The following is a 12,295-nucleotide window of genomic DNA, read 5'->3' on the forward strand; positions in this document are numbered from 1 at the left end:
CGCCGCCGGTCAGGTGGTTTCGGTGAGCTTGCCGAACTCCATGTGCCAGCGACGGGTGGACTGGACGGTGTCCAGCATGCGGCGGTCATGGGTGACCAGCAGCAGTGTGCCGGTGAAGGATTCGACCGCCTGCTCGAGTTGTTCGATGGCGGGCAGGTCCAGATGGTTGGTCGGTTCGTCGAGGACGAGCAGGTTCACACCGCGGGCCTGCAGCAGTGCGAGGGCGGCGCGGGTGCGTTCGCCGGGCGACAGGGTTTCGCAGGCGCGCAACGCATGTGAGCCGCGCAGCCCGAACTTGGCGAGCAGGGTGCGCACCTCCGCGTCCGGCCAGTCCGGCATCTGCGCGCCGAAAGTGTCGGCCAGCGAGGTGGTTCCGCGGAACAGCCCCCGTGCCTGATCGACCTCGCCGATCTCCACGCCGGAGCCGAGCGAGGCAGTTCCGGTGTCCGGCTGGATCTTTCCGAGCAGCAGCGCGAGCAGGGTGGATTTGCCGGAGCCGTTCGCGCCGGTCAACACGATCCGGTCGGCCCAGTCGACCTGGATGCTGATCGGGCCTAGGGTGAAATCGCCCAGGGTGACCGTCGCGTCGGACAGGGAGGCCACCACTGAGCCGCTGCGGGGCGCGGCGCCGATGGTCATCCGCAGCTCCCACTCCTTGCGCGGTTCCTCGACCACGTCCAGGCGTTCGATGCGCCGCTGCGTCTGCCTGGCCTTGGCGGCCTGCTTCTCGGTGGACTCGGCGCGCATCTTGCGGCCCGCCTTGTCCGAGTCGACCTTCTTCGGGTCGCGCACCTTGCGGCGGGCGTTGCGCACACCGTGTTCGAGCCAGTTGCGCTGCATCTGGGCCCGCGCCTCCAGACCCGCCTTGGTGTCGGCGAACTCCTCGTAGGCTTCGCGCGCGTGCTGGCGGGCGATCTCGCGTTCCATCAGGTACGCCTCGTAGCCGCCGTCGTAGATGCCGACCTGCTGCTGGGCCAGATCCAGCTCGACGATGCGATTCACCGTCCGCGCCAAGAACTCTCGATCGTGACTGATCACCACCAGCGGCACCCGGACACCGGTGACGAACTGTTCCAGCCGGGCCAGGCCGTCCAGATCCAGATCGTTCGTCGGCTCGTCCAGTAGCAGAATGTCGAAGCGGGACAACAACACCGAGGCCAGACCCGCACGCGCCGCTTGGCCGCCGGACAGGCCCGTCATCGGGGTGTCGAGGCCGCTGGGCAGGCTGGCGATCAGGCCGAGATCGGCGGCGATCTCCTCGGCGCGCTGGTCCAGATCAGCGCCGCCGAGCGCGAGCCAGCGCTCGAGGGCAGGCGAGTACTCGTCTTCGCCGCCGTCGGCGATGCGCTCGGCGGCCGCGTCCATGGTGCGCTGGGCTTCGGCGACACCGGTTCGGCGACCGAGGAATTCGAGGACCGTCTCGCCGGGTACCCGTTCGGGTTCCTGCGCCAGATAGCCGACGGTGGCGTCGGGTGGGCTCAGGGTGATGCTGCCGGTCGGCGTGTGCCGGTCCGCGAGCATGCGCAGCAGGGTGGACTTGCCCGCACCGTTCGCACCGACCAGGCCGATCACGTCACCCGGTGCCAGGGTGAGATCGAGGTCGTCGAACAAGGTGCGTTCGCCGTGTCCCGCGGAGAGGCCGCGCGCATGCAGAGTGGTACTCACTTCCTTAAGTCTGCCGTGTCAAGGCCGCATGCCTCGCACCCGGTCGGACTTACTCGGGGTCACACCCTGAACTGGGGTACTGGGAAATCAGGGTAGGTATCGGTCCACGGAGCGATGCGCGACTAGGCGCGGCTGGGCAGAGTGGAGTTCGAAGAGATCACCACCAGAGAGGGAAGATCATGACCGCACCTGCCCGCCGTTTCGCCCGCTCCAGCCACGACAAGTGGATCGCCGGAGTCTGTGGCGGCATCGCCGAGTACCTCGGCTGGAATGCCAATGTCGTGCGCCTGCTTTTCGTGGTTTCGTGCCTGTTGCCCGGCCCGCAGTTCATCCTGTACCTGGTGCTGTGGCTGCTGATGCCGAAGAAGTGAGGCACAGGGGGCTGCGTCGAGCTCCCATGGATGTCAGGATGGAGCGATAGCGCTGTTGCCGGGTGACCGGATGAACAGCATCACGAGTCCTGCTGAGGAGGAGTAATGATCACCTCGGGTGAATTGCCGGGTCTGGAACTGCCCGGCATCGACGCATCCTCGTCGCTGGATGGTCTCGGCGCGATCGAACTGCACCACCCCACCCAGGACATCGACGGTGACGGCACCCTCGACACCATCACCACCAACGGTGCCGACGCCATGCAGGTGTGGACCGACTACGACCACGACGGTCTCGCGGACCATGTCACGGTCGTGGAGAAGGACGGCGACTACGCCGCCTGGGAATTCCACCGGCATCCGGACGGATCGTCGGAGTGGGTGCGGACCGACCACGGGAAGATCGGCACGTAGTTCCGTCGGCGGGGTCGTCGCGACCCCGTGGATTCGATGGAACCGAACGCCGGGTGCGCGCGTCGAAGGAAGTATGGCGGCACTCGGCGAACACGGAGGGGCGTAGATGACCGGCGATCCGAGCGGCATGGTCGGGGTCCAGACGGGGGAGTTGGGACGGCTCGCCGCCGATCTACGGATATCCGGTCAGGTCGTGGCGCAGCGATCGAAAGACGTGACCGACAACGCGTTCGGGCCCGGCGACGCCGGCGCGCACTACGCCGAGCACGGCAAACAGATCCAGCAGGGCTTCGAGCGCATCGGCCAATGGATGCGGAGCTGGGCCGAAGCGACTATCACCACGGCGGACGCGCTCGGCGCCTCGGTCGTGCGGTACTCGGACACCGTGCAGGAGACCGCAGGTGACATCGCGAAGGCCGGCAATGACATCCAGCCCTGAGCTCCGGGACGCCCGCACCGCGACGGCAGGGGAGTAGCCGTGGTTTTCACCGTGCCCGCGCACGCGCCGATCAAGGAGTACCTCGACATCGGCTCACGAAGTCTTGTGTACTTCGAACAATTCGAGCCGCGCTACCGCCGCGCCTTCGGTGATCCACCCGCCGACCTCGCCAGTTATGCGCAGTTGCACGAGCGCTTCTACGAGCAGAACGGGCTGAACGAGGACAAGCTGTACAACGCCTCGGCCAGGCTGCAGGAGGTGCTGCAGGAGGCCGGGGTGCAGGTGGACAGCCAGCGCGTTTCCGCGCAGGCGCTGCCGTCGCTGTGGCAGGGGCAGGCCGCCGATGCCGCGATCGACATGCTGAATCAGCAGGTCGGGCGGGCCGACGCCGACTGGAAGACGGCCGGGACGGCCTGGCGGGCACTGGCCGGATCGATCGCCGCCTTGCGCAGTGCGGTGAAGATCAAAGCCGATGTCGTGGCGCACATTCTGGAGCACGGCGAGTCGGTGAAGATCGACGGGAAGACCCCGGAAGACGTCGACGACATCATCTCGGGCACGTCGATCTCGTTCAGCAACATCACCCAGAACAGTCTGCTCAGCAAGCTGTGGCGGATCTTCCCGGAACTCGCCGAGGGCAACGTCGCGCAAGACATCGTGCTGTTGATTCCGGGCACCGACTATCGGGACCGGATCCAGCAGCGGTGTCGCGACTGGCTCGATAAGGTGTTCCAGCCTGATTACACGGCCAAAGTGCGCAAGTTCACCGATGTTTGCGACCTGACCGATCAAGGGGTCGAGAACGTCTATCAACCGCTCATCGGTGCGCTGAATCAGGTGCCCGACACGGCTTATCCGCGTCCGGCGGGGATGCCGGTGCCGGAGCAGCCGAAGAGTGAGGGCACGCCGAAGGACACCGTGTTGCCCACCCAGCCCGGAAATCCCACGGCGCCAACCGTTCCGGCGGGCACGCCGGCGACACCTGTCTCGGTTGCGCCGAGTACGCCTGCGTCGCCGTCGCCGAGCACGCCTTCGTCTCCCGCTGCGCCGTCGGTACCGAGCACGCCTGCTTCGCCGTCGACAGGCGAGTCGCCGTCGACGCCGGCTTCGCCGTCGAACCCGGGCACTCCGGCGGCACCCAGCGTGCCGTCGACACCGACTGCGCCGACCGTGCAGGTGCCGAACACCTCGTCGTTGGAGGGTCTACCGGCACTCAGTCAGGTGGCGAATCAGTTGTCGCCGTTGGCATCCGGGATCAGTAGCCTGGTCGATGCGGGGATCAGCTCACTGACCGGGATCATCAAGGACGGCGTCGACGGCGCGGTGCAGATGGTTGAGGACGTCATCGATCCGAACCAGGCGGACCGGGATCACGACGGTAAGCCGGACGGTAAGCCCGCCGCCGAATTCGATGTTGCGGGTAAGCATCTGAAGTTCGAGATGGGGCCGGACGGCCAGCTGACGTTGATGATGTCCGAAGCCGACGGGAAGACGCAGGAGTTCAGTCTGCGGCTCGACGAGCACGGGATGCCGATCCTCGAGATGAGCGAGCCGAAAGATGGTTCGCCTGCGGACAAACCGTCGTCCACCGATCCCACCCCGTCCGCGCCCTCGGCAGAGAAGCCGTCATCCACCGACTCGGTGCCGCCCGCGGGTAAGTCACCCAGCGACTCGAGCCCCGCCGCGCCGCCCGCGGACAGGTCGTCGCCCGCCGACCCCGCCCCGGCCGCACCGGAGCAGAAGAAGTCGGTCGAGCAGCCCAACGCCGCCGAGGAGAACACCGGCCAACCCGGCGGCCGCCCCGGTGCCCCGCCCATGCGGCGCGAGGAAGACGGCGAGCACACACCCAAACGCATGCCGGGCGAACAGAATGCGGAGGCGCCCTTCGACAGCGGCGCCGAGTTGGCCGAGGCGGGCCCGATGGGTGACCTGGCCGAAGCGGGTCCGCTGTGAGTACACCATCGCGCAGTGGGGAGCCGGAGGCCTGAGGTGCGGTCGAGTCAGGAAGTGAGCGAGCGCTCGGTCAGCCTGGTGCGCTCGGATAGTGGTCGCGTCGAGCGCGGTGCGGAGCCGTGAGCTGATGTCCACCTGCGGATCGGGGAGAATCGACATCGTGAGTTATGCCGAGGAGATCGAGCGCGTCGCCGAGCAATGCCGCCGCCGCTCGGCACAGCTGCTGGACGAACTCGACGAGATCAACCGCCGGACCGCGGACACCAGCCGGGAACTCGCCGATAAGTCCGCCGCCGACCTGCGCGAGTTCTGGGCAGCGCACTCGGACGAGCTGGACAAGGCACGCGCCGAGGCCGAAGAAAAAGAACGCCAGGAAACCGAGGCCCGCGAACAACGCGAAGCCGTCGCCCGCTCCATCGCCGCCCGCAAAGCCAACCGCGATGTGCTCCCCGTCGACCAGGAAGACGAAGAGGCCGCGTTCTACCAGCGCGAAACCTGGTTGATCTAACCGCCCAGCCGACGGCATAGTGCTCCGAGCTGCCGAGCTGCCGAGCTGCCGAGCTGCCGAGCTGCCGAGCTGCCGAGCTGCCGAGCTGCCGAGCTGCCGAGCTGCCGAGCTGCCGAGCTGCCGAGCTGCCGAGCTGCCGAGCTGCCGAGCTGCCGAGCTGCCGAGCTGCCGAGCTGCCGAGCTGCCGAGCTGCCGAAGGGGTGCTTGCGCTAGCGGCGGAGCAGGCTTGCGAGCTGGCCGACCTTCAACTTGGGCGGCTTGGTCTCGTCCTCGGCTTCCGGATCAACGACCACCGTGTGCGGGATCTCCGCCTCCGGGTCGGCGAAGGGGCGATAGGTCTTGTCGTCGGCGACGGTGGCGAGCAGGTAGCCCGCGAGCAGGGCTCGGGTGGTGCGGGCGGTTTTGGATTCGTGTTTGCCCGCGCCGACGGCGGCCAGCACGCGGCGACCCTCGATGATGCCGTTGTGTGAGGCGCCGTCGATCGCCCGGAACACCGACGGGCCGCCCCATGCGGTGGCGAGTGGGATGGCGTTGGAGCTGACCGAGGCGAGATCGGTGGCACCGGCGAGAATCAGCGCGGGCGTGTCGAGGTCGGGTGCGAGGTTCTCCGCGGACGGCGCGGTCGGCGCGGGGAACAGAGCTGCGACCGCGGCGACCTCCCGCTGGGTAGCGGCGATGACGGCGGCTCCGGCGCCCATGCCGTGCCCGACCAGCGCGAGCCGGTCGGGGTGCACGCTGATCGAGCCGTCACCGAGCCGCACGCCGGTGCAGATGTCCAGGGTGGTGAGCAGATCGGTGGCCAGGCCCAGGTGTGACGGGATCGGGCCGCGTTCGGTATCGGGCGCGGCGGCGACGAAACCCCAGGACGCGAGATGCTCGAGTAGCGCACGGTAGTTGGCGGCGCCGGTCAGCCAGCCGTGCCCGAACGCGACGGCGGGCAGGTTGAGCCCGGATTCGGGCGTGAACACCACCCCCGGCTGCCCGGCGATCGCCAGATTGCCGCGCAGCACCCGATGGGGGCCGCGGCTGGTCAGGGTGCTCAGGAGCGATTTCACAGACGCCGACACGACGAGAACGTTATCCGATAAGTACTCTGGTGAGCCATGTGCGGAATCGTGGGGTACGTCGGATACCGGGACGCGCTCGGCGTAGTCGTTGACGCGTTGCGCCGCATGGAATATCGCGGCTACGACTCCGCGGGTGTGGCGATCGTCGACGGCGCGGGCGCGTTGGCAGTGGAACGCAAGGCAGGCAAGCTGGCCAATCTGGAGGCCGAACTCGCCGAAATCGGGGTGGCGCGGTTCGCGGGCACCACCGGAATGGGGCATACGCGCTGGGCAACACACGGCGCGCCGACCGACCGCAATGCGCACCCGCACCGCGATGACAGCGGCAAGGTCGCCGTGGTGCACAACGGGATCATCGAGAACTTCGCCCCGCTGCGCCGCGAGCTGGAGGAAGCGGGCGTCGAGCTGCGCAGCGACACCGACACCGAGGTCGCCGTGCACCTGGTGGCGAGGGCTTATGCGGAAGGACCGACGGCAGGCGACTTCGCGGCCAGCGCGCTCGCGGTGGTGCGCCGGTTGGAAGGCGCGTTCACGCTCGTCTTCACCCATGCCGATCACCCCGATCTGATCTTCGCGGCGCGCCGGTCGACCCCGCTGGTGGTCGGCGTCGGCCGGGGCGAGATGTTCATCGCCTCCGATGTCACGGCGTTCATCGAGCACACCCGCGAGGCGGTCGAGCTCGGGCAGGACCAGGCCGTGGTGATCACCGCGGACAGCTACACGGTCACCGACTTCGCGGGCGACGACGCGACAGCGCGCACCCGCCCCTTCACCATCGACTGGGATCTGGCCGCCGCCGAGAAGGGTGGCCACGACTACTTCATGCTCAAGGAGATCGAGGAGCAGCCCGCCGCGGTCGCGGACACCCTGATCGGGCATTTCACCCACGATCAGGAGGGCGGCGGCCGGATCGTGCTGGACGAGCAGCGCCTCGCGGATCAGGAGCTGCGCGACTTCGACAAGGTCTTCGTGGTCGCCTGTGGCAGCGCCTACCACTCCGGGCTGCTGGCCAAGTACGCGATCGAACACTGGACCAGGCTGCCCGTCGAGGTGGAGCTGGCCAGCGAATTCCGTTACCGCGACCCCGTTTTGGATCGTTCGACGCTGGTGGTGGCGGTGTCGCAGTCGGGCGAGACGGCCGACACGCTCGAGGCGGTGCGGCACGCCAAGGAGCAGAAGGCGCGCGTGTTGGCTATCTGCAATACCAACGGCGCGCAGATTCCGCGCGAGTCCGACGCGGTGCTCTACACCCGGGCGGGGCCGGAGATCGGTGTCGCCTCCACCAAGGCGTTCCTGGCGCAGGTGACCGCGAATTACCTGGTCGGTCTGGCCTTGGCGCAGGCGCGCGGCACCAAGTACCCGGACGAGGTGGCCCGCGAGTTCGCCGAACTCGAAGCGATGCCGAAGCTGGTGGCCCGGGTGCTGGAGACCGCGCCGCAGGTGCGGGCGATCGCGCGCGAACTGGCGCACGTGTCGACGGTGCTGTTCCTCGGCCGCCACGTCGGGTACCCGGTGGCGCTGGAGGGTGCGCTCAAGCTCAAGGAGCTGGCGTACATGCACGCCGAGGGTTTCGCGGCGGGCGAGCTCAAGCACGGCCCGATCGCGCTGATCGAGGAGGGGCTGCCGGTGATCGTGGTGATGCCCTCGCCCAAGGGCCGCGCGGTGCTGCACTCCAAGTTGCTCAGCAATATTCGGGAGATCCAGGCGCGCGGCGCGCGCACGATCGTGATCGCCGAGGAGGGCGACGATACGGTCCGTCCGTTCGCCGACGATCTCATCGAGATCCCCTCGGCGCCAACGCTGTTCCAGCCGTTGCTCTCGACGGTGCCGTTGCAGATCTTCGCCGCCGAGGTAGCCCAGGCGCGCGGTTACGACGTGGATAAGCCCCGCAACCTGGCCAAGTCCGTCACCGTCGAATAGTCCGTTCGCCGAAACACCCCGAACCTCCAGCGGTTCGGGGTGTTTCGCGTTCGGGGTACCCGTCTGTGGTTGCCGCCGAGCGGGGCAAGTCTGCGGCCCAACGCGAGAACCGCTCGGTGCTTATCAGTTCGGCGCCGGCTGGTGGGTGCGTCGCGCCTCGCGTGTAGTACATGGCTGCGGCAAGGCGCGAGAAGGCTTCCGTCGAACGCCGCACCCGGCCACGTTGTGTGCCGCCGGGTGCGCGAGCGTCAGGGGTGGGCGGCTACGAGGGGTTTTGCTGGGGCCGAGGCGGATCGGGTGAGCGAGCGGCGCTCCAAGGCACCGGACCAGACGGCTAGGGCGAGGGCAATGAGCACCAGGGCGACGCCGACCCAATTGGGGGCGGTGTAGCCGAAACCCGCGGCGATGACCAGTCCGCCGAGCCAGGCGGCGATGGCATTGCCGAGATTGAAGGCGCCGATATTGACCGCCGAGGCCAAAGTCGGTGCGCCGGAGGCCTGATCGAGCACGCGCTTCTGCAGCGGCGGGACGGTGGCGAAACCGAGTGCGCCGATCAGCACGACGGTGACCGAAGCGGCGATCTTGTTGTGCGCGGTGAGGCTGAACAGCGCGAGCACCACGGCCAGGCCGCCGAGGGACAGGTAGAGCATCGGCATCAGGTGCCGGTCGGCGAACTTGCCGCCGATCAGGTTGCCCGCGAAGAAGCCGAGCCCGAACAGCACCAGCAGCCAGGTGACCGAGCTGTCCGCGAAACCGGTGACCTCGGTCATCATCGGCGCGAGGTAGGTGATCGCGGCGAAGACACCGCCGAAGCCGAGCACGGTCATCGCCATCGCGAGCAGCACCTGCGGGTTGCGGAAGACGGCGAGTTCGGTGCGCAGCCTGGCGTCCTGGGGCGCGGGCTGTTCGGGCACCAGCAGCGCGACGCCGACCAAGCCGATCAGCCCGACCAGCGCGACGATGAGGAAGGTGAGCCGCCAGCCGAAGTGCTGGCCGAGCAGGGTGCCGAACGGCACGCCGACCATGGTGGCGACGGTGAGTCCGGTGAACATGATTGCGATCGCACCGGCGCGCCGATCCGGCCGCACCACGGTGCCCGCGACGACAGCGCCGATGCCGAAGAACGCCCCGTGCGCCAGCGAGGCCACGATGCGGCCGGTCAGCATCAGTCCGAAAGTTGGTGCGACGGCGGACAATACATTGCCGGCCACCAGGAGCAGCAGCATGCCGAGCAGCATGCGCTTGCGGGAGACCCGCGTGCCGAGCCCGGTCATCAGCGGCGCGCCGACCACGACGCCGAGCGCATACCCGGTGACCAGCATCCCGGCGGTGGGGATGGACACCGCGTAGGTGTCGGCGATGTCGGGGAGCAGTCCCACGACGACGAACTCGGTGGTGCCGATTCCGAATGCCCCGAGTGTCAGGGCGAGCAGTGCGAGCGGCATGAGCGGGGAGCCTCCACGATAAGTTGCGCCTGAGCCTTACGGGCGTCAACAATAATTGCAGACGCGTGATAATTGCAAGCGCGGGCTATCGCGATAGTCATCTACTCTGGAGGGACAATCCCTACGCGGAAGGAACGCAATGACCGCGGATGCCGCCCTGACCGGCCTGGCCGATGGCTGGTACGCACTCTCGCTGCTGCACGATCGGATCGAGGCGCACATCGAACGGGCGCTACAGGCGGGCCACGATCTGAGCGTCCGCGAGTACTCGCTGCTGGTCGTGCTCAGCCGACAGCACGACGGGCCGGGCGGTCACCTACGGATGAACCAGGTCGCCGAGGCGGTCGTGCTGAGTCAGAGCGCGACGACCCGCCTGGTCACCCGGCTGGAGGACCGCGGGTTGCTGCAGCGCTACCTGTGCCCCGACGACCGCCGCGGCATCTACACCGATGTCACCCCGCCGGGGCTGACGCTGCTGGAACAGGCCAGGCCCACGCACGACGCCGCGCTCGCGAGCGCCCTCGGCCAAGCCGCCGCCGATCCCGAGCTGGCACCGCTGGTGGCGGCCGTCGAAGCCCTCAACACCAGCTCGGCGCGCAGTCCGCGCACTCGTCAGTACCGCCCCGTCTGACTACTGCACGGTGATGGTGCCGCGCATTTCGGGATGCAGCGAGCAGAGGTAGCGGTAGGTGCCGGGGACGGTGAAGGTGTAGCTCCAGTCGCCCTTGTCGATGATGGGGCTGTTGAGACCCATGGCCTTGTCGCCGATGCCTTGCACGGTGTGCGGGGCCTTGTCGGCGAAACGCCAGGTGACGGTGTCGCCGGTTTTGACGGTGATCTCGGCGGGGGCGAACTTCATGTCATCGACCGCGATCGTGACGGCGGCGGGTTTCGTATCGCCCGGCGGCGTCGTGGCCGAGGTCGTCGACTGCGCTGACCGCTTCGTGGTGGTCGCGGCGGAATCCGTGTCGCCGCCACCGCACCCGGCTACCAGCAGCGCCGCTACCAGCGCGCATCCGGTGACTACCTGCGTTGACCTGGCACGGCGCTTGACCATAGACATGATGGCCAAGCGTAGTCTGCTGGAGTTGCGGGCCTGCGCGGCGCTCTCGGCGCCTCGGCACGCCCGCGGTGATCGACAAGCAGTGCCGAACAACCCAGTGGAGGATCGACCATGTCCACGCAGCGGGGCTATTTCACCGCCGACGAAGTGCGCGCGGCCGAGGCCGAGCTGTTCACCCGGGTGCCGGACGGTGTCCCCATGCAGCGCGCGGCCCACGGCCTGGCCACCGTCGTCGCGGGCGAGCTGCGGGCGCGCACCGGCGGGGTCGCCGGACGCTCGGTGACCCTGCTCGTCGGCTCCGGCGACAACGGCGGCGACGCGTTGTGGGCTGGATCGATGCTGCGCCGTCGCGGGGTCGCGGTGACCGCGGTGCTGCTGAACCCGGCCCGCGCCCATGCGAAAGGTCTTGCGGCGCTGCGTAAGGCAGGCGGTCGGGTGCGTGACGAGGTCGGCGCGCCCGACTTGGTGATCGACGGCATCGTCGGCATCTCCGGTCGTGGTGCATTGCGCCCGGACGCGGCGGAACTCGTTGCCGCACTGGAGGTCCCGATCGTTGCCGCGGATTTGCCCAGTGGGGTGGATCCGGATACCGGAGCGATCACCGGCCCGGCCGTCCGCGCTGCTGTCACCGTCGCGTTCGGCGCGTACAAGCCGGTGCACGTGCTCGCCGCGCCGCACTGCGGGCGAATCGAGCTGGTGCCCATCGGTTTACAGCTGCCGGAGCCGAAGCTGGCGGCGCTGGAGCCCGCGTCGATCGGTGCGAGCTGGCCGGTGCCGGACGAGCACGACGACAAGTACACCCAGGGCGTCACCGGCGTCTGCGCGGGCAGCGCCGACTATCCGGGTGCCGCGGTGTTGTGCACCGGTGCCGCGGTGCTGGCGACCTCGGGCATGGTCCGCTACGCCGGAACCGGCAGCGCCGACGTGCTCGCCGAGTTCCCGGAAGTCATTGCCACCCAGCATGTCTCGGAGGTCGGCCGGGTCCAGGCCTGGGTATTCGGTCCGGGCGCGGGCACCGACGCCGACGCCCGCAAACGGCTCACCGAAATCCTCGCCACCGACCTGCCCGTCGTGGTGGACGCCGACGGGCTCACCATGCTCGCGTCCGAACCCGAGTTGGTACGCGGCCGCTCGGCCCCGACCGTATTGACCCCGCACGCAGGCGAATTCGCCCGGCTGACCGGCGCGGAGATCGGTGCGGACCGAGTGGCCGCGGCGCGCGCACTCGCCGAGGACTGGCAGCTCACCGTCCTGCTGAAGGGCCGAGCCACCCTCGTCGCCACCCCCGGCGCCCCCGTCCTGGTCAACGAGGCAGGAGCGTCTTGGGCCGCCACCGCCGGCGCGGGCGACGTCCTCTCCGGCATCATCGGCGCCTTACTCGCCGCAGGCCACACCCCCGCCTGGGCCGCCGCCTCCGCCGCCCGGGCCCACTCCCCCGCCGCCAACCTCG

General features: G+C 68.7%; 12 protein-coding genes. 8 read left to right on the forward strand and 4 right to left on the reverse strand.

Annotated features, from left to right (window positions below; translation table 11 throughout):
- Window positions 1-9: 9 nt before the first annotated feature.
- The gene (locus DBO33_RS06655; protein WP_107654235.1) at window positions 10-1,665 is read right to left on the reverse strand and encodes an ABC-F family ATP-binding cassette domain-containing protein; all 1,656 of its coding nucleotides are present in this window, start codon (window positions 1,663-1,665) and stop codon (window positions 10-12) included.
- A 179-nt stretch (window positions 1,666-1,844) separates the two neighbouring features.
- Here DBO33_RS06655 and DBO33_RS06660 point away from each other — a divergent pair, with 179 nt between their 5' ends.
- The 5 genes from DBO33_RS06660 to DBO33_RS06690 all read left to right on the forward strand — a co-directional run bounded on the left by DBO33_RS06660 (window position 1,845) and on the right by DBO33_RS06690 (window position 5,350).
- Window positions 1,845-2,036, forward strand: a complete 192-nt coding sequence (locus tag DBO33_RS06660) for a PspC domain-containing protein (protein WP_107654236.1) — start codon at window positions 1,845-1,847, stop codon at window positions 2,034-2,036.
- Between the two features lie 105 nt (window positions 2,037-2,141).
- Window positions 2,142-2,450, forward strand: coding sequence for a DUF6802 family protein (locus DBO33_RS06665; RefSeq protein ID WP_107654237.1), 309 nt, complete (start codon window positions 2,142-2,144; stop codon window positions 2,448-2,450).
- A 106-nt stretch (window positions 2,451-2,556) separates the two neighbouring features.
- Window positions 2,557-2,889, forward strand: a complete 333-nt coding sequence (locus DBO33_RS06670; protein ID WP_107654238.1) for a hypothetical protein — start codon at window positions 2,557-2,559, stop codon at window positions 2,887-2,889.
- A 39-nt stretch (window positions 2,890-2,928) separates the two neighbouring features.
- Entirely contained in the window at window positions 2,929-4,842 is a 1,914-nt protein-coding gene (locus DBO33_RS43860) for a hypothetical protein (RefSeq protein ID WP_234390718.1), read from the forward strand.
- 160 nt (window positions 4,843-5,002) lie between these two features.
- Complete coding sequence (locus tag DBO33_RS06690) at window positions 5,003-5,350, forward strand: hypothetical protein (protein ID WP_159080140.1); 348 nt, start codon at window positions 5,003-5,005, stop codon at window positions 5,348-5,350.
- 209 nt (window positions 5,351-5,559) lie between these two features.
- Here the strand turns inward: DBO33_RS06690 and DBO33_RS06695 are convergent, their stop codons facing one another.
- On the reverse strand, window positions 5,560-6,417 hold the full coding sequence (locus DBO33_RS06695; protein ID WP_107654243.1) for a dienelactone hydrolase family protein: 858 nt from the start codon (window positions 6,415-6,417) through the stop codon (window positions 5,560-5,562).
- A 36-nt stretch (window positions 6,418-6,453) separates the two neighbouring features.
- On the opposite strand from DBO33_RS06695, the gene glmS reads away from it, so the two are divergent.
- Window positions 6,454-8,337 carry a glutamine--fructose-6-phosphate transaminase (isomerizing) gene (gene glmS / locus DBO33_RS06700; protein ID WP_107654244.1) on the forward strand — a complete coding sequence of 628 codons (1,884 nt, stop codon included), beginning with the start codon at window positions 6,454-6,456 and terminating at the stop codon, window positions 8,335-8,337.
- A gap of 248 nt (window positions 8,338-8,585) precedes the next feature.
- Here the strand turns inward: glmS and DBO33_RS06705 are convergent, their stop codons facing one another.
- Window positions 8,586-9,782: an MFS transporter gene (locus DBO33_RS06705; protein ID WP_107654245.1), complete on the reverse strand. Its 1,197-nt coding sequence runs from the start codon at window positions 9,780-9,782 to the stop codon at window positions 8,586-8,588.
- Window positions 9,783-9,921: 139 nt separating this feature from the next.
- Here DBO33_RS06705 and DBO33_RS06710 point away from each other — a divergent pair, with 139 nt between their 5' ends.
- Window positions 9,922-10,413, forward strand: coding sequence for a MarR family winged helix-turn-helix transcriptional regulator (locus DBO33_RS06710; RefSeq protein WP_107654246.1), 492 nt, complete (start codon window positions 9,922-9,924; stop codon window positions 10,411-10,413).
- On the opposite strand, the gene DBO33_RS06715 is transcribed toward DBO33_RS06710, so the two are convergent.
- Window positions 10,414-10,845 carry a cupredoxin domain-containing protein gene (locus DBO33_RS06715; RefSeq protein WP_234390719.1) on the reverse strand — a complete coding sequence of 144 codons (432 nt, stop codon included), beginning with the start codon at window positions 10,843-10,845 and terminating at the stop codon, window positions 10,414-10,416.
- Window positions 10,846-10,956: 111 nt separating this feature from the next.
- On the opposite strand from DBO33_RS06715, the gene DBO33_RS06720 reads away from it, so the two are divergent.
- Window positions 10,957-12,295 (forward strand): NAD(P)H-hydrate dehydratase (locus DBO33_RS06720; RefSeq protein ID WP_107660034.1); only part of this gene is annotated, 1,339 nt, incomplete at its 3' end.

Origin of the sequence: Nocardia suismassiliense, assembly GCF_900269665.1 — a bacterium.
In the GTDB taxonomy this organism is placed as follows: domain Bacteria; phylum Actinomycetota; class Actinomycetes; order Mycobacteriales; family Mycobacteriaceae; genus Nocardia; species Nocardia suismassiliense.